This window comes from Mycolicibacterium sp. XJ879, assembly GCF_053483935.1.
In genome coordinates, this window is the sequence record NZ_JBEFTH010000015.1 from 1 (window position 1) to 17,482 (window position 17,482).

General features: G+C 68.1%; 15 protein-coding genes. 6 read left to right on the forward strand and 9 right to left on the reverse strand.

Translation table 11 applies throughout. The features are described from left to right. Nucleotides 1–2: 2 nt before the first annotated feature. Together ABQF13_RS22915 and ABQF13_RS22920 are read right to left on the reverse strand one after the other, a co-directional pair. Complete coding sequence (locus ABQF13_RS22915; protein WP_448395096.1) at nt 3–326, reverse strand: DUF8129 domain-containing protein; 324 nt, start codon at nt 324–326, stop codon at nt 3–5. 37 nt (nt 327–363) lie between these two features. Continuing rightward, nucleotides 364–1,179: a crotonase/enoyl-CoA hydratase family protein gene (locus tag ABQF13_RS22920; RefSeq protein WP_448395097.1), complete on the reverse strand. Its 816-nt coding sequence runs from the start codon at nt 1,177–1,179 to the stop codon at nt 364–366. Between the two features lie 55 nt (nt 1,180–1,234). Here ABQF13_RS22920 and ABQF13_RS22925 point away from each other — a divergent pair, with 55 nt between their 5' ends. Together ABQF13_RS22925 and ABQF13_RS22930 are read left to right on the forward strand one after the other, a co-directional pair. Further along, a complete protein-coding gene (locus ABQF13_RS22925; protein WP_448395098.1) occupies nt 1,235–2,050 on the forward strand; it encodes a lysophospholipid acyltransferase family protein in 816 nt (271 codons plus the stop codon). 44 nt (nt 2,051–2,094) lie between these two features. After that, on the forward strand, nt 2,095–3,351 hold the full coding sequence (locus ABQF13_RS22930) for an alpha/beta hydrolase (protein ID WP_448395165.1): 1,257 nt from the start codon (nt 2,095–2,097) through the stop codon (nt 3,349–3,351). On the opposite strand, the gene ABQF13_RS22935 is transcribed toward ABQF13_RS22930, so the two are convergent. Together ABQF13_RS22935 and ABQF13_RS22940 are read right to left on the reverse strand one after the other, a co-directional pair. Further along, nucleotides 3,341–4,753, reverse strand: a complete 1,413-nt coding sequence (locus ABQF13_RS22935) for a WS/DGAT/MGAT family O-acyltransferase (RefSeq protein ID WP_448395099.1) — start codon at nt 4,751–4,753, stop codon at nt 3,341–3,343. The genes ABQF13_RS22930 and ABQF13_RS22935 overlap by 11 nt on opposite strands. 8 nt (nt 4,754–4,761) lie before the next feature. Further along, on the reverse strand, nt 4,762–5,985 hold the full coding sequence (locus ABQF13_RS22940; RefSeq protein WP_448395100.1) for an alpha/beta hydrolase fold domain-containing protein: 1,224 nt from the start codon (nt 5,983–5,985) through the stop codon (nt 4,762–4,764). A gap of 177 nt (nt 5,986–6,162) precedes the next feature. Between ABQF13_RS22940 and ABQF13_RS22945 the strand changes: the two genes are divergently transcribed. Then, on the forward strand, nt 6,163–8,331 hold the full coding sequence (locus ABQF13_RS22945; protein WP_448395101.1) for an acyl-CoA dehydrogenase family protein: 2,169 nt from the start codon (nt 6,163–6,165) through the stop codon (nt 8,329–8,331). A 297-nt stretch (nt 8,332–8,628) separates the two neighbouring features. Beyond that, nucleotides 8,629–9,504 (forward strand): alpha/beta hydrolase, encoded by an 876-nt coding sequence (locus ABQF13_RS22950; RefSeq protein WP_448395102.1) that lies wholly within the window; start codon nt 8,629–8,631, stop codon nt 9,502–9,504. 1 nt (nt 9,505) lies between these two features. Here ABQF13_RS22950 and ABQF13_RS22955 read toward each other — a convergent pair whose 3' ends face one another. The 3 genes from ABQF13_RS22955 to ABQF13_RS22965 are packed head-to-tail and all read right to left on the reverse strand — an operon-like array spanning nt 9,506 to nt 12,964. Beyond that, complete coding sequence (locus ABQF13_RS22955; RefSeq protein ID WP_448395103.1) at nt 9,506–10,810, reverse strand: amidohydrolase family protein; 1,305 nt, start codon at nt 10,808–10,810, stop codon at nt 9,506–9,508. Beyond that, complete coding sequence (locus tag ABQF13_RS22960) at nt 10,804–11,919, reverse strand: CoA transferase (protein WP_448395104.1); 1,116 nt, start codon at nt 11,917–11,919, stop codon at nt 10,804–10,806. Before ABQF13_RS22960 ends, ABQF13_RS22955 begins: the two co-directional genes overlap by 7 nt. Nucleotides 11,920–11,971: 52 nt before the next feature. Then, complete coding sequence (locus ABQF13_RS22965; protein WP_448395105.1) at nt 11,972–12,964, reverse strand: MaoC family dehydratase; 993 nt, start codon at nt 12,962–12,964, stop codon at nt 11,972–11,974. A gap of 21 nt (nt 12,965–12,985) precedes the next feature. Between ABQF13_RS22965 and ABQF13_RS22970 the strand changes: the two genes are divergently transcribed. Next, the gene (locus tag ABQF13_RS22970; protein WP_448395106.1) at nt 12,986–14,146 is read left to right on the forward strand and encodes an acyl-CoA dehydrogenase family protein; all 1,161 of its coding nucleotides are present in this window, start codon (nt 12,986–12,988) and stop codon (nt 14,144–14,146) included. Then, nucleotides 14,147–14,896: a GntR family transcriptional regulator gene (locus tag ABQF13_RS22975; RefSeq protein WP_448395107.1), complete on the forward strand. Its 750-nt coding sequence runs from the start codon at nt 14,147–14,149 to the stop codon at nt 14,894–14,896. A 50-nt stretch (nt 14,897–14,946) separates the two neighbouring features. On the opposite strand, the gene ABQF13_RS22980 is transcribed toward ABQF13_RS22975, so the two are convergent. Together ABQF13_RS22980 and fadD4 are read right to left on the reverse strand one after the other, a co-directional pair. Then, on the reverse strand, nt 14,947–15,831 hold the full coding sequence (locus ABQF13_RS22980; RefSeq protein ID WP_448395108.1) for an enoyl-CoA hydratase/isomerase family protein: 885 nt from the start codon (nt 15,829–15,831) through the stop codon (nt 14,947–14,949). After that, complete coding sequence (gene fadD4 / locus ABQF13_RS22985; protein ID WP_448395109.1) at nt 15,828–17,354, reverse strand: fatty-acid--CoA ligase FadD4; 1,527 nt, start codon at nt 17,352–17,354, stop codon at nt 15,828–15,830. Before fadD4 ends, ABQF13_RS22980 begins: the two co-directional genes overlap by 4 nt. Between the last annotated feature and the right edge of the window lie 128 nt (nt 17,355–17,482).

A 17,482-nucleotide genomic window follows, 5' to 3' on the forward strand; every position in this document is an offset into this window, starting at 1 on the left:
CCCTACGGCTTGCCGCGCGACGGCGTCTGGGACGCCACCCCGTGTCGCAATGGGGTTCCGGGCTCGGCCGCGGTGGATTCCTGCACCGGTGAGCCACCCGACGTCCCGCTGACCCCGGGTCCGCCGTCGGGGTCACCATCAGAGGGCTCGGCACCGTGGGTCAGCTCCCGCAGCCGTGCGTTCATCAACTCGAGCACCGGTATGCGGTTGCCGTGCTCGGTTTCGTGCTCGAACAGCGTGCGCAGCTGCGGTTCGTCGAGCGCGCGGATGCGGTGGCGCAACTCCGTCAGGGGTAGTTGGTCATAATCCGTCAGCGGAAGTTCCATACCCCTCGGTTGCCCACCGCGGCGCAACGGAAAACCGTCAGGTGCCCGTCCAGTTCGGCGGCCGCTTCTCGGCGAAGGCGATCGCGCCTTCCTTGGCGTCGTTCGACGCAAACACGGGCCCGAGAATCTTCATCTGCTCACGCCACATCTCGTCGGGGCTCCAATTGCGCGACTCGACGATGATCCGCTTGGTCGCTGCCACGGCCAACGGTCCGTTGGCGGTGATCTTCTCGGCCAGCGCGATCGCCGCCTCGAGCGCCTGACCGGGTTCGGCAAGCACGTTGACCAGGCCGAGGTCGTGGGCGCGCACCGCGGTCAGGTTCTCCCCCGTCAGCGCCAGTTCCATTGCGATCGCGTACGGGATGCGCTGCGGCAGCCGCAGCAGCCCACCGCCGCCGGCGACCAGGCCGCGCTTGACCTCGGGAATGCCGAACGCCGACTCCTTCGACGCCACGATCAGATCGGTCGCCAATGCCAGCTCGGTCCCACCGGCCAGCGCGAAACCCTCCACCGCCGCGATCAGCGGCTTGACCGGCGGCCGCTCGGTGAAGCCCATGCCGCGGCCCTCCACCACGACGTTCTCTCCGCGCGCGAAGGCCTTGAGATCCATCCCGGCGCAGAACGAGCCGCCCGCGCCGGTCAGCACCGCCACCGACAAGCCGGCGTCGTCGTCGAGCCGGTCCATCGCGGCGGCCAGGCCCCGACTCACCTCGGCGTTCACCGCGTTCTTGGCCTCGGGCCGGTTGATGGTGATAATCAGGATCCGGTCACGCTGCTCGACCAGTACTGCTTCTTTGGTTCCACTGGTTTCGTCGCTCACGCGGGTGATCGTAACGGCCGCGAAAGCGCGCATCGCGGGCGCCAAGGTAAACTAGAACACGTTTCAGTTTTCCATCGAAGGGGGCCGCATGGCCGCGACCGAGACCGAGACCATACCGTCGGAGCTCGCCAAATGGGACCCCGGGCTGACCGAACGCGTCATGGGCGTCACCCGCCCCTTGCTCAAGCGCTACTTCCGCTCGGAGGTGCACGGCCTCGACTACGTCCCCGCCGGTGGTGCGCTGGTGGTCAGCAACCACTCCGGTGGCTTGTTCCCGATGGATGTGCCGATCTTGGCGGCCGACTACTACGACCGCCACGGTTACCACCGGCCGCTGTACACGCTGAGTCACGACATGCTGCTGACCGGTCCTACGGGGGATTTCTTCCGGCGGATCGGCTACATCAGCGCCAACCATGAAAACGCCGACGCCGCACTGCGTTCGGGTGGTCTGGTCGTGGTGTTCCCCGGTGGTGACTACGACGTGTACCGGCCGACGTTCTCGGAGAACGTGATCGACTTCGGCGGCCGCACGGGCTATGTGAAGGCGGCGTTGAACGCCGGCGTGCCGATTGTGCCGACGGTGGGCATCGGCGGGCAGCAGACCCAGATCTTCCTGTCGCGGGGCACGTGGTTGGCCGAGCGTCTCGGGCCGATCGCGCGGCTGGCCCGCACGAAGATCATGCCGATTTCGTTCGGCTTCCCGTTCGGGTTGTCGCTGGTGATCCCGCCCAACATTCCGCTGCCCGCCAAGATCGTCATGGAAGTGCTGCCGCCGATCCACATCGAGGACGAGTTCGGCACGGATCCCGACATCGACGAGGTCGACGCCCACGTGCGCCGGGTGATGCAGCGGGCTCTGGACGAATTGGCCGCCAAGCGTCGGCTTCCGGTACTGGGCTAGCGTGGATTTGAATCTGTAAGCTTCCCCGAGGGATTGCCACCTTGATCAAACTTCCCCGCTATCCGCTGCTGCGCGCGGTCGCCGAACTCGTCAACGCCGCCAACGGTGTGCGCCCGTTGGGCCGCGAGGGCTACATCACCCTGCCGGTGTTCGCGTTCGGGTGGCCGACCACCGAGATGTCCCCGCTGTACCTGGCCGCGTCGGTGCTCGACGCGGTACGCCGTGGTTGGCGCGGTGACTTCCGCGGCGCCAGCGGGCGTATCGCCTTGCTGCTCACCGCGATCGCATGGGGGCTGCTTGGCCTCATTCACTATCGAAACCTCACCTCGCAGCCGTACTTTGAGGAGCCGCTGCGCAAGGAGTTGGGCGACGACTACAAGGCGGTTGCCGCGCAGTCGCAGCCCGCGGTGCGCCGACGCATGATCGGCGTGTGGCCCAACGAGTTGGTGCGCCGCCGGTATGTCGGGAAGGCGAACACCGTTGTCTACGGCCCGCATTCGCGCGTCAACCGCGCCGACATCTGGCGCCGCGCGGACCTGCCCCTTGACGGCAAGGCACCGGTGCTGCTCCAGGTGCCAGGCGGCGCTTGGGCGATCGGTATGCGACGGCCACAGGCCTATCCGCTGCTGAGCCATCTGGCCGAGCGCGGTTGGGTGTGCGTGTCGATCGACTATCGCGTCAGCCCGCGCCACACCTGGCCGGACCACATCATCGACGTCAAACGCGCGCTGGCCTGGATCAAGGACAACATCGCCGACTACGGCGGTGACCCGGACTTCGTGGCGATCACGGGTGGTTCGGCTGGCGGGCACCTGTCGTCGCTGGCCGCGTTGACGCCCAACGATCCGCAGTGGCAGCCCGGGTTCGAGGACGCCGACACCTCGGTGGCCGCCGCGGTGCCGATCTACGGCCGCTACGACTGGGTGTCGGCGCGCGGGTCCGGGCGCAGGGAGTTCATCTCGTTTCTGCAGAAGTTCGTGGTGAAGAAACGCATCGTCGAACACAAGCAGACCTACGTCGACGCGTCCTCGATCATGCGGCTACGGCCCGATGCGCCACCGTTTTTCATCCTGCACGGCCAGGACGACTCGATCATCCCGGTGCAGGAGGGACGCGATTTCGCCGACGCGTTGAGTAAGGTGTCGACATCCACCGTCGCCTACGCTGAGATCCCGCACGCACAGCATGCGTTCGACTTCTACTACGGCTCACCGCGGGGCCACTACACCGCACAGGCGGCCGAGAAGTTCCTGTCGTGGGCGCACGCCAAGCGCACCAAGGTTCAGACAGTTAGGCAATAACGGAATCAATGACCGTCAGCTCTTCGGAAAGTCCTGCGGCACGACGGATCTCGGTGAACGCCTCGACCATCGCATCGGTGAGTTCATGCGGGTCGGAGAGGGTGGCGCCATCGGCGAGCACCGAAACGTTGAGCTGGTCGACGTAGCTCCACACCGTGATGTTCAAACCGCTGCCGGTCGTCAGCGGTCCTACGGAGTAGATCTCGGTCACCAGCGCGCCACCGACCCGGCCGTGTTCACGTGGGCCGGGCACATTGGAGATCGGAATGTTGAGCACTTTGTTCTGACCGTCCTTTTCACCCAGCCAGGCAAACAGTCGCTCGGCGGGTGCGGGCGGTAGATAGGCCGACCACCTGCTGACGAGTTCGGGGCCGAGCAGGTGGTGGGTTTCCTTGGCGCTCACCGCTGCGTCGTGCACGGCCTGCACCCGCTCGAGGGGGTCGGCGAGTTGGATCGGCACCGTCATCATCACACCGCTGAAGTAGTTGCCCGAAATGCGTTCGGCGGAGAAGTCGAAACTGACTGGGACAGAAGCCAACAGCGGGTGATCAGCATGTCCGTCGTACTTCAGCGACAGCTGCCGCAGCGCTCCGGAGGCGATCGCGAGGACCATATCGTTGATCGTGACGTTGAGGTGCTTGCTGGTCTCCTTGATGTCGGCCAGCGCCAGGGTGGCGGTCGCGAACCGGCGTTTGGCGTCGACGCGGTGGTTGATGAACGACGGCGGCGGCGTGAACGGGCGCGTCAGCTCCGGCGACAGCCGGTAGGTGCTCTTGCGCACCCGCCGCACACCCTGGGCGGTGTAGCGCAGCACCGCGGGCAGCCGCCTGATTTGGCGCATGTGGTCACCGAATGCGGTGCGCACCAGTTCGGCACGGGTGGGTGCGGGATCGGTCGCATATGAGTCGCGGTCCTGCGGCCCGGCCTGCAGGTCCATCCCCCGCGCCAGCAAGTTGGCCGAAGCCACGCCGTCGGCCAGGGCGTGATGGATCTTGCCGAGCACCGCGATTCGGCCGTCGGCGAGCCCCTCGATGAAGTACATCTCCCACAACGGCCGGCTGCGGTCCAGCGGTGTGCTGGCGATCTCGCCGACGGCCTCGTCGAGTTCGCGCCGCCCGCCGGGGCTGGCCGCCCGGTAGGGCCGCACGTGGTATTCGAGGTCGACCTCGCAGTTCTCCCGCCACATCGGGTGGTGGAACTTGAACGGGATGTCGACGAGCTCGTAGCGGAACGGGTCGAGCTTGTAGAGCCGACCGTGGATGACCTTACGAAAGTCCTCGATGCCGAACTTGCGGCCCTTCAGTTCGGAAAGGTCGATCACCGCGAGCTTGAGGGTGTGCATATGCACTTCGGGTGTCTCGCTGTAGAGAAGTACCGCGTCCCAGCCGCTCAGCCTCTTCAACAGCCACCCTAAATAACTTCCTTGGCCCCGATCAGAGCCCGGTGCCGGTGAATATGGTTGAGGAACAACGAGATCGCGGTCGCCATCGAACCGGTGCGGGCGCCGTCCGTCATATCGAACCCATGGCCTGCGCCAGGCAGTTCAAGGTAGCTCACCGGGGCCCGCGACACCCCGCGCAGCCGTTCCACGAACGCGCGGGCCTGCGCCACCGGTATCACCGTATCCCCGGATCCGTGGATCACCAGGAACGGCGGCGCGTCCGGATGCACCTGCGCGATCGGCGACGCCTTGCGAAAGACCTCGGGATGCTTGGCGCTCTTGCGTTTGACGACCACCCGCTCCAGGAAATCCATGAACCGCACCCGCTCGGGCGTCGAACGGTCCTCCCAGTCGTAGCGACCGTAGATGCCGACCACCGCGTCCACCGACGTGTCCGAGTCCTCGGGGAGTTCGTCCTGCATCTCGGGGTCGTTGACGGTCAGACCGGCCAGCGCCGACAGGTGCCCGCCTGCTGAGGTACCCGCGATCGCAACGAAGCTACGGTCGCCACCGAACTTGTCGACGTTGGCGCGGGCCCATGCGATCGCGGTCTTCACATCCGTGATGTGCGCGGGCCAGCGATGGTGCGGTGCGACCCGGTAGTCGATGGACAGGCACACCCAGCCCTGCTGGGCCAGATGCGACATCAGCGCGTAGCCCTGCAGCATCCTGCTGCCGTGCACCCAGGCGCCGCCCGGCACGAAGATCAGGACCGGCGCGGGCTGGACCGGCAGGTCCTTGGGTCGCCACACGTCGAGCAGCTGGCACGGCCGTGGCCCGTACCGCACCGAGGTGCGGTAGACGCTGCGACGATGCTCGCGCATGTTCCACAGCGGCGGTACCCGTTGCGGTGCCGGCCAGTCGATGTCGAGGTCATGGGGATTGACGAGGCCGCGCAGCGCGGCCGCGGTGACGGTGTGGGTGCAGTCGCGTTCGCTGCGTTTCAGCTCCGCGTTGCCCGGACTCAGCCAAGACTTGGCCGCCGCACCGAAGAAATCCGGAAGATGACGGGACCCCCACACGCTCATGGCGGTCGCAGCACCAAGTGGCTCAAGGTGTTTCCCGATCACGGGCAGCGACGCCGACGCGACGCTCATGGCCAGCATGTAGTCGGAGGGCCCGGCGTTGAGAAACCACCTGGCACGTTTCCACATCGTCACGCCGGGATTCCGGGCCTCGGGCCGTACCGCCATTGCGGAACTGTACCCCGCAGCCCGATTCGTAAACGGCGACATGACGAAGATGTCGGCGCCCGATTCTGGTCAAGATCAGTGTGATCGGCGTCACGTATAGGTTGAGCTGGGCAAAGGGGTTAGCGTTACTCGACGAGTGCCAAAAGTACGCCAAAATGTAAAACGAGGACTTCCACTGTGAGTAAGTCGGCCCTGGCCATCACCGAAGAGCACAACGACTTGGCCGATGCGGCGTTTGGCCAGCTCAACCGGCTGAACAGCCGCGCCGCCGCGCGTGCCACGCTGGAGGACGCATCCTCGCATCCGGCTGACATCTGGTCGGCGGCCGGCGAGATCGGCTGGACCGGGCTGGCCGTCGCCGAAGAGCACGGCGGCTCCGGGTTCGGTCTGGCCGAGCTGGCGGTAGTTCTGGAGGCCCAGGGCCACGAGCTGTGCCCCGGCCCGTTTCTGCCGAGCGTTGCCGCAGCGGTGGTGATCGATCGCTGCGCACCCGATTCGGTTCGCGCCCAACTACTTCCAGGCCTGGCCGACGGGTCCACTGTCGGCGCGCTCGCGGTTTCGGGGGACGTGACCGTCGGCCCCGACCTGGTGGTGACCGGCCAGTGCCGCGCGGTGCTGGCCGCCCCCGACGCAACCGTGCTGGTTGTCGTCGCAGGTGAGGACGTCGTGGTGGTCGACGTGGGCGCGGACGGGGTCACCGTCACGGCGTTGGAGTCCCTGGACACCACCCGCAGCGTCGGAGCCGTCGCGATGCAGGGCGTGTCGGTGCCCGAGGACCGTATGCTGCGCGGCGCCGCACGTAAGGCACGCACCGTGTTCCGGACGCTGGCGTCGGCCGAAGCGGTCGGCGTCAGCTGGGCGAGCTTGGAAATGGCGGTCGAGTACGCCAAGGTGCGTGAACAGTTCGGCCGCACCATCGGCACGTTCCAGGCCGTCAAACACCACGCCGCCAACATGCTGGTGAACGCGGAGGTGAGCACCGCGGCCACCTGGGATGCCGCCCGCGCCGAGGACCTCGACGGCGCCTGGTTTCCCGCGGCGGTGGCCGCCTCACATGCCATCCGCACACAGATCTTCAACGCGCAGAACAACATCCAGCTGCACGGCGGTATTGGCTTCACATGGGAGCACGACGCTCACCTGTATCTGCGCCGGGCCCGCACCCTGGCCGCGTTGATGGCCGAAGCCGGTGACCCGCTGCTGGATATCGTCGAGGCCCAGCGCAGCGGCCAGGCCCGCGGCGCGTCGTTCGGCCTGCCCGACGAGGCGGAGAAGTACCGCGAGCAGGCCCGCGAGGCCGTCAAGACGTTGCAGTCGCTGCCCGCCGAGAAGCGGCGCGATTTCCTCGTCGACTCGGGATACCTTGTGCCGCACTGGCCTAAGCCGTGGGGTCGCGCCGCCGATGTGCTCGAACAACTGGTCATCGAAGAGGAGTTCGGCGGCATCGAACGCCCCGATATGGGGATCACCGGCTGGGTGACACTGACCATCGCCCAGGCCGGCACCGACGAGCAGCGGGAACGCTGGGTGGAGCCGGTGCTGCGCGGGCAGGTGATGTGGTGTCAGCTGTTCTCCGAACCGAGTGCGGGCTCGGATGCCGCCGCGGTGCGAACGTCGGCCAAGAAGGTCGACGGCGGTTGGCGCGTCACCGGTCAGAAGGTATGGACCAGCCTGGCGCACGAGTGCCAGTGGGGGCTGGCCACCGTGCGCACCGACCCCGACGCGCCCAAGCACGCCGGGGTGACGATGATGGCGATCGACATGAAGGCGCCGGGGGTGACCGTCAATCCGCTCAAGGGCCTGACCGGGCACTCGCACTTCAACGAGGTCTTCTTCGACGACGTCTTCGTGCCCGACGCCGACGTGGTGGGCGACGTCAACAAGGGTTGGTTGGTGGCCCGCGCGACGCTGGGCAACGAGCGCGTCTCGATCGGCGGAGGTTCCGGCGGCACAACCGGTTTCACCACAGCACATCTCGTCAAGCTGCTCGACGATGCGCCCGCCGAGACCGCGGCGCACTACGTGCGCAGCGTGGGAGAGGCGATCGCGGAGACCCACACGCTGCGGCTGCTGAACCTGCGCCGGGTCACCCGCGCGATCGCAGGTTCGGAAGCCGGTCCAGAAGGCAACGTCACCAAACTGCTGGTCGCCGAGTCCGGGCAGCGAACGACCGAGTTGGCCATGGAACTGGCCGGTCCGGCACCGGTCGTCGGGCAGACGCCGGTGCTGACGCTGGCCTACCTAGGCAACCGGGCGATGACGATCGCGGGCGGTACCTCGGAGATCACCCGCAACACGATCGCCGAGCGCATCCTCGGTCTGCCGCGTGATCCGCTGCTCAAGTAGCGCCTACCCCGGGTCAGGTTCGCCTCGACCGTCTTGACGCTGATGAACAGCTTGGCCGCCAGCCACAAGGTGGTCTTGCCGATCCCCGCCTCGCCCTCCAGCAGTAGCCCCGCGGGGCGGCGGGCACACGCAACTCTGACATCCAGCAGACGCTCGCGGGGGCCAAGAAGGAAGCGCGGGGGCGCGCCGGCCCCGGTTTTCATGGATCCTCGGCCACGGTGGCGATGTCGAGGCTTTACTGATCAGGTGTCGCGTAACCGATCGTCTCGCCGTGCCCAGCCCAACTTTCATCCCGACTTGCGCCGTACCGCCCGGTTCATTCCGAAACAGGTCATCACCCCGGTGACGTTGCCCATCGTCCGGATGGCGACGCGCGCGTTGTGGCGGCGGGTACCGCGCGACGTCGATGCGCTGACCCTGCCCTCGGGGGTCGGGGTGCGATTGTTCCGGCCGGGCAACGGGTCCGCGGCCGGCCCGGCGCTGTTGTGGATCCACGGCGGCGGATACGTCATCGGCCACCCGGCCCAGGACGACGTGTTGTGCCGCCGCTTCGCCCGAGAACTAGGTGTCACGGTCGCCTCGGTCGACTACCGGTTGGCGCCCGAGCACCCGTATCCCGACTCGCTGGAGGACTGCTATTCGGCGTTGACTTGGCTGGCGACCCTGCCGTCGGTGGACCCGGCGCGGGTGGCGATCGGCGGGGCCAGCGCGGGCGGCGGACTGGCTGCGGCGCTGGCGCTGATGGCCCGCGACCGCGGCGAGGTCCCGGTGGCCGCGCAGTTGCTGGTGTACCCGATGCTCGACGACCGCACCTGCGACCGCCGCGATCTGGACAATCCGGGCCTTCGGCTGTGGAACCAGACGAGCAACAAGTTCGGGTGGGCGGCCTACCTCGGAGATGCGGATCCCGACGTGGCGGTGCCCGCACGCCGCGATGATCTCAGCGGGCTGCCGCCCGCCTGGATCGGCGTCGGGACACTGGACCTTTTTCACGACGAGGACCTGGCCTACGCCGAACGGCTGCAGGCCGCGGGCGTCCACTGCGAGGTCGAGGTCGTCGACGGTGCATTTCACGGCTTCGACGGGATCGCGCCCAAAGCCGCTGTGTCGCAGGCTTTCTTCAACAGCCAGTGCGCGATGCTGCGTCAAGTGCTGACGCCCGCGGCGGCCTGACTCAGCTGCGTTCGAACACGAACTCACCGGCGATCAGCGTGGCGGCCACCATGGCGGCGTCGAGTTCGCGCAGCACCGCGGCAGGCGGCGCAGACAGCACCACCAGATCGGCAGGCTGACCCGCATCGACGGTCCTTGGCTCCTCGGGGCGCTCGGGCGTGCCGAAGAACATTTTCAACGCCGTTGCCGCGCGGACGCTTTCGTCGGCGCCGAGCACCGCGCCGCTGCCGGTCGCCCGGCGCACCGCGGCGCGCATCGTCTGCCACGGGTCGCCGTTACCGAACGGCATATCGGTGGACAACGCCACCGGCACACCGGCATCCAATAGCGTGGCGACCCGCCACAGCTCGTGATGTTCATCGGCAGGGACGTCGACGAGGTACTGGTCGCCGCGCTCGAAGACGAAGTTGGGCTGTGTCACCACCGTGACGCCGCACTCGGCGACCTGCGCAACGGTGTCGTCGGGCACGACCGCCGCATGTTCGATGCGATCGCGCGGGTGGGTGCCCGCCGACTGCAACGCCGACAAGGTGAGGACCAGCTGCGCGGCGGTGACGCAATGCACGGCGATCGCGACGCCGGCGGCGTGCCGCGCGGTGATCCAGGCGGTGAGCTCGTCGAGGTCGAGGTCGGTGTCGTGCAGGATCCGCTTGCCGGGCGCCAAACAGTGCACCCGCTGACGCAGTTCGCCGCGCCGGTGCGCCACGTTCAACTTCACCACATCGTCGACGCCGAGATCCGGTGTGGCGTCGGTGACCCCGGTGACGCCGTACCCGCCCAGCGTCCTGCTGACCTCGGCCAGACCGGACTCGTTGCGCTGCAGGCTTTCCGCCCATGTCGGATCCGAGCTGGGTAACCGGCCGTCGGGGTGGTCGGGCAGGCCGACTCGCTCCAGACCGGCCGAGTTCAGCGTCCACAGCACCCCGCTGCGGTGTTGCACGCGCACCGGTACCGATGGGGCCACATCGTCGAGCACCGTTCGGTCCAGCGGCCCGGCGACCGCCTCGTGATAGCCGACCGCCCGGATCCATCCGTCCTCGCCGACGTCGGCCGCGGCCAGGACGCTGGCCAGGTCCGCGCGGGTGGCCACGTCGCCGGGTCCGACGCGCGTCGACCGCAGCGCCGCGGCAGCCGACCGCAGGTGCACGTGGTGGTCGTGCAGACCGGGGATGACGGTGCCACCTTTCGCGTCGTAAACCTGTTCGCCGCGTTGGCGATCAAGCCGCTCGCCGATGTCGACGATGTGCTCGGCGACGCGGATGTCGACGACGGAGCCGTCGAGCAGCGACGCCCGTTGGATCAGCACTGCGCCGCCCCTCGCTCGGTCAGCAACTGCTCGACGGCGACGTTGTCGGCGCCGAGGGGCGCGGCCCGGTCGCTGAGTTGGGGCATGGCGGCGCACTCGGTTTCCCCGTCGAACGGCAGTTCGGCGTAGGTGGCGGCGACGGCGGCCATGGACATCTCGATGAGCTCACCGCCGCCGGCGTGCAACGACTCGGCGACCGTCAACGCCGCCTGCAGGCCGGTCAGCGGGTCGGCGATGGCGTCACCACAGAACTGCGGGTTCTCGACGGCGCCCGCGATCAGGCATCCCGACACCGCGGCGTCGTCACCGAACGCGACCCAGTTGGCACGCTCACCGTCGGTGCCGTGCCCGGTGATCCGCAACCAGACCCGTCCGTCGCGCGGCGCCACATCGGTCGGGCCAAGGCCGCGGCGGGTCAGCGCCGCCGGACGCGACGATTCGAGCACGACGTCGGCGGCCGACAACAACGCCTTGAGGCCGGCGGGCTCGTCGAAATCGGCGACGTAGGAAAGTTTTCCGGCGTTCATCCAGTCGAAGAACGCGGGCGGGCCGGACCGTGCACCGTCGGGGCGGGCGGTGCTTTCGACCTTGACCACGGTGGCCCCGGCCCGGGCCAGCAACTGCCCGCACAACGGGCCCGCCCACATCGTTGACAGGTCGGCGACCAGCAGCCCGCCCGGCCCGCGCGGGGTGGTGGCCGCACCGAACGGATAGTGCCGCGGCGATCCGGCCGGGGTCTCGCCGAGCGCGGCGACCGGCAGGCCCAGCAGGCGCGCGCGTTCGGTGACGTCGGCGGTGTCGTTGTTGGCGGCCCAGCGGTGCACGGCCGGCCACGGATCGTCGTCGACGGCATCGGACTGCACCAGCGCGGGAACGGCGTTCACGTCGTCGGGACGCGACAGCGTCAGCGCGCACCAGCCGTCGCGGCTGCGCATCAGGTGTGTCGCACCGCCTGCGGAGACGCGGCCCTTCGGTGTCAGGCCGAGCATCGTGGCCCGGCCGGCCAGCAGTTCTGCGGCGTCCACCTCGACACCGGTGAGCTGCCCGAACGCCTCGGCGACCCGCCGTGCCCCGGTGAGCACGGCGCGCGGGACGACCAAAGAGGCCACGCCTCCATTGTGGTGCCCCTCCAGCCGCCGTCGGCGCGGGGTCCGGGTCCCCTCAGAACTGCAGCGCGGTGAACCGCCAGTCGAGCACCTGCCGGTCCGGCTCATCGACGGCGTAGACCAGCGACCGCAGCGTCAACACACCGCCGCGGTCGTCGGGTAGCGGTTCGGCCGCCTCGACGTGCAACTCGCTGTAGAGGGTGTCGCCCTCGTGGACCGGGCCGGTGTGGTCGCAGGACCGCCAGGCCAGCACCGTCACCAGATCGGGCAGCAGCCGGGTGGTTTGAGCCAGCGCCAGCCCGATGGTGTGACCGCCGTACACCAGCCGCTGACCTGCACTGCGATAATCATGGTGGGTCGCAGCAATGTTCAACGTCAGCCGGGCGAGCTCGGGGGCGTTGCTGACCGCGTCGGCCGAACTGTGCAGCACGGTGCCCGCGATGTCCGCGTCGAAGTGCGCGCCCGGCACTTTGGCGCGGTAGGCCTCGGCGTTCCAGTCGGCCGTCGGGTCGGGCAGGTCGGGTTCGACGGTGCCGATCGCGCTCAGGTCGTCGGCGTGGCCGGTATCGGGCGCCCCGTCGCGCAGCGGCAGCATCGCGCAGCGGTGGAAGTCGAGGATCAGGCGGCCGACGCCGTCCACCGTCGTCATCCGCAGCGCCGCCAGCCCGGTGCGGGCTCGGCCGCGTTTGGCGGAGTTCTGTTTGAGGCCGACGACCTCGGTGCGGGTGAACAGCGTGTCGCCGATGACCGGGAACCGGTGAAACGTCAGCCCGCGGTAGAACAGGTTGGCCTTCACCCGCTGGGTGACCAGCGTCGTCTGGCCGATCGCCACGTCGCACACCAGCGCCGGATGCGCCAGCGCACCCGTCGCCCCCGTCACCGCCATCGCCAGTTCGGCGTCCAGCGCCAGGCGCAGCCGGTCGCCGAGGATCGACTGGTGCACGGCCGCCGCGCCGGGCGTCAGCGTCATCGACGGCGCGGTGTCGAAGACCTGACCGACGTGGAGATCGTCAAAATAGGGGCCGCTCACGGCTGCCCATGCTGGCATTGGGCCGCACAAAGTGTCAATATGGCCGTACCTATGAATGCCGAAGAAACGATGCTGGTCGAGACCGTGCGCATGTTCATCGACCGCGACGTCAAACCCCAGGTCCGCGAGGTCGAGCACGCCAACACCTACCCGGAGGCGTGGATCGAACAGATGAAGCAAATCGGTATCTACGGGCTGGCGATTCCGGAGGCCTACGGCGGCTCGCCGGTGTCGATGCCGTGCTACGTCGAGGTGACGCAGGAACTGGCGCGGGGCTGGATGAGCCTGGCCGGCGCCATGGGCGGGCACACCGTGGTGGCCAAGCTGCTCGACCTGTTCGGCACCGACGAGCAGAAGCAGCGGTACCTGCCGCCGATGGCCACCGGTGAGGTGCGCGCCACGATGGCGCTGACCGAACCCGGCGGTGGCAGCGACCTGCAGAACGTGAAGACCACGGCGCTACCGTCACCCGGCGAGGGACTGGCGATCAACGGGTCCAAGACGTGGATCAGCAACGCGCGCCGGTCCGGGTTGGTTGCGCTGCTGTGCAAGACCGATCCCACCGCCACGCCCAAGCACAAGGGCATCTCGGTGGTGCTGGTCGAATCTGGCACCACGGGCCTGATCGTCTCGCGTGATCTGCCCAAGCTCGGATACAAGGGGGTGGAGTCCTGCGAGCTGACATTCGAAGACTGCCGGGTGCCCGCGTCGGCGATCCTCGGCGGCGAGCCGGGCAAGGGGTTCGCCCAGATGATGAAAGGCCTTGAGACAGGCCGGATTCAGGTCGCGTCACGCGCGCTCGGGGTGGCGACGGCGGCGCTGGAGGACTCGCTGCGTTACGCGCAGGAGCGCGAAAGCTTCGGGCAGCCGATCTGGAAGCACCAGTCCATCGGCAACTACCTGGCCGATATGGCGACCAAGCTGACCGCCGCGCGCCAGCTCACCCGGTATGCCGCCGAACGCTACGACAGCGGCGAACGCTGCGACATGGAGGCCGGCATGGCCAAGCTGTTTGCCTCCGAGGTGGCGATGGAGATCGCGCTGAACGCCGTGCGGATCCACGGCGGGTACGGCTATTCCACCGAATTCGACGTCGAACGCTACTTTCGCGACGCGCCGCTGATGATCGTCGGCGAGGGCACCAACGAGATCCAGCGCAACGTGATCGCCGGGCAACTCATCGCCCGGGGCGGGATATAGGTGAAGCAGCTTCCGGCGTATCAGACGCTGCGCGAACAGTTGCGCGAGCAGATCGCCGCGGGCCACTACCGGGACGGCACCCGGTTGCCTACCGAGTCGGAACTTGTTGCCGCCCATGGGTTGTCGCGGCAGACGGTGCGACGGGCTTTTCAGGACCTGGCCGCCGAGGGGGTGGTGTACCGGGTGCCGGGGCGTGGCACCTACGCCAGCGATCCGGGACGGCGCTACCTGCGCCAGCTCGGGTCCATCGAAGACCTGATGAGCCTGTCCGACGACACCACCATGGAGGTGCTGTCCGGGCTGCGCAGACGGGTGGACGTCGATGCCGCCAGCCGGTTGCGCCTCGACGACGACGTGGTGTTCTCGGTGATGCTTCGCCGTCTGCATGCTGCCGAACCCGGGGCTGAACCTGGCGTGCCGTTCGTGTCCACGACCGTGCACCTGGTGCCGTCGGCCGCGGCCGCGCTGTCGGGCGCCCCGGAACTGGCCGCCGGCGCCGTGGGCACCCAGACCGTGATCGGACTGCTCGAACCGCACCTGGATGCGCCGATCACCGAAGCGGCGCAGTGGATCACCGTCGCCCCCGCCGACGACGCCGTCGCCGCCGCGGTGGGCTGCGTGTCGGGTCATCCGATGCTGCGGGTGGACCGGCTCTACTCCGATGCCGCCAGCCGACCCGTCGAGCTGTCGGTCAGCCACTTCTTGCCCGAGCAGTACACCTACCGGGTGACGCTGCGCCGCTCCGGTTGAGGGGATTTCGGTGCGTCAACCAGCGATGAGCGATGGTTTGCGCACCGAAATCACACGATGGCGTCGATCAGGCCCCACCGCAGCGCGGTCGGCGGGTCGATGCGACGACCCGACAACACCAGGTAAGCGGTGCGCCACCGGCCGATGCGCCTGGCGACGCTCACGGTGCCGCCGGCCCCGGGGATCAGGCCGAGGCTCAATTCGGGCAGACCGAAGACGGCGTCGGCGCGTGCTTGCACCCAGCCGCAAAACGCCGCCATCTCGATCCCGCTGCCCAGCACCTGACCGTGCACCTCGGCGCGGCACCGATAGCCAAGGCGTGCAGTCAGTTCGGCCAGCACCAACGCCGGGCTGTGCCGGGTGCGGGCCAAGTGTGCGCTGGCCGGGTCGTCGAAGGTGCCGAACTCGGCGAGATCACCTCCGCTGCAGAACGACGGGCCGTTGCCCGACAGGGTCACCCCTCGTATCGACGGGTCGAGCCGGGCGACCTCGAGGACCTCCAGCAGCGCGGCGCGGGCGTCGGTGGAGAAGGCGTTGTGCCGTTGCGGGCGGTTGAACCGCACGTACAACGCGTCGTCGATGCGCTCGGCCTGCACCGGCTCGGGGATGGTCACCGGCCGGGCGGGTCCGCGTTCGGCGAGCCAGCGCGCGAACTCGGGGCCGGACTGCAGCGTCGAGTAGGCCAGGGATTCGGTGACGACGCCGCCGAAGGCTGGTGCTGCGGGATCGAGGGCCCGTAGCACGTCGTCGCACACGGCGGCCGCCTGCGGCCATCGCGCACAGCGCTCGGTGATCTCATCGAGCGCGTCGGGCACCGATTCCACGGTGATGGCCCGACGGTCGTCGGTGTCGTCCTCGGACAGCGTGAATGTCGCGTCGTCACAAGGTGTTCCGACGGCAACGACGATGCCGCCGGTGAGCTCGACGGAGGTCACGAGTATTTTTCGACCAGCTCTCGTTTGATCATCTTGCCGGTCTCGGTGCGCGGCAGCTGCGTCTCGAACGAGATGGCCCGCGGACACTTGTAGTGCGCCAACCGATCTCGCAGCCAGGTGAGTAACTGCTCGCCGAACTCTTCGGTGGCATCGGCCGGGTCGACGGTCTGCACGACGCCGTGCACCCGTTGTCCCATCTCGTCGTCGGGTACGCCGAACACCGCGGCGTCCATCACTTTGGGATGGGTCACCAACAGGTTCTCGGCCTCCTGCGGATAGATGTTCACCCCGCCGGAGATGATCATGTGGTGCTTGCGGTCGGTGAGGAACATGTAGCCGTCGTCGTCGAGGTATCCGACGTCGCCGACGGTGACCCATCCGCGCCGGTCCCGGGACTCGGCCGTCTTCTCCGGATCCTTGTGGTAGACGAACTGCATACCGGGCATGGCGAAGTAGATCTGGCCTTCCTGGCCGGGGGCCACCTCGTCGCCTTTCTCGTCGAGGACGTGCGCCTCGCCCAGCAGCGGTCGACCGACCGAACCCGGCCGCTTGAGCCACTCCTCGGCGGTGATGAACGTGATACCGGCGCCTTCAGAGGACGAGTAGTACTCGTCGATGACGGGGCCCCACCAGTCGATCATCTGTCTCTTGATGTCGACTGGGCACGGCGCCGCCGCGTGCACCACCCGCTTGATGCTGGAAACGTCGTAGGAATTGCGCACCGACTCAGGCAGTTTGAGCATCCGGATGAACATCGCAGGCACGAACTGGCCGCTGGTGACCCGGTACTTCTCGATGGCCTGCAGTGCCGACTCGGGCTCGAACTTTGACATCACCACGGTGGTCACACCCATCGCCTGCGCCGCCATCGTCCACAGACACGGCGCAGTGTGGTACAGCGGCGCCGGGCTCAGATACACCGAGTCGCTGTCCATCTGGATCGCCATCAGCAATGCGGACAGCAGGTTCGGTGAGTCCGACGGGTGCACATGGGGCAGTTCACGCCGAATTCCCTTGGGCCGCCCGGTGGTTCCCGAAGAGTACTGAAGCAGGTCGCCTTCGATCTCGTCGTCGATGGACGTGCTGGGTTGGTGGGCTACGCATTCGGGGTAGCGCTGCCAGCCGTCGAGATCGGCGTCGGCGATCATCAGCAGCTCAGGCAGACCGTTGGGTAAGTGCTCGGCCAACTCCTCGCACAGCGTGCGCAGCGCCGCGGAGCCGACGGTTGCCTTGGCGCCGCAGTTGTCGATGATGTAGGCCGCCTCGGCCGCGGTGAGGTGGGTGTTGATCACCGCGTAGTACAGGCCGCTGCGGCGCGCCGCCCACATCACCGCGTGCAGGTGCTCGTTGTTCTCCATCAGCACGGCCATGGTGTCGCCTTCCACCAGCCCGGCCTGCCGGAAGTGGTGGGCGAGCTGGTTGGCGCGCGCCTCCAGCTCGGCGAACGTCACCACCGTGCCGCTGGGATGCATGATGACGGCGGGCTTGTCGGGCGTGGCCTCGGCATGTTCGCGGATCTGCATGTAGAGACTTTACGACGACTGGACTTGACGGGTGTCAAGAGGGTCTCGGGCGTCGGGCGTGCCTCCGCTACCGTAACCTGTTTGCTGGCGCGGACCGGGGGCGACGCCGACACGGGCAGCAAACGATG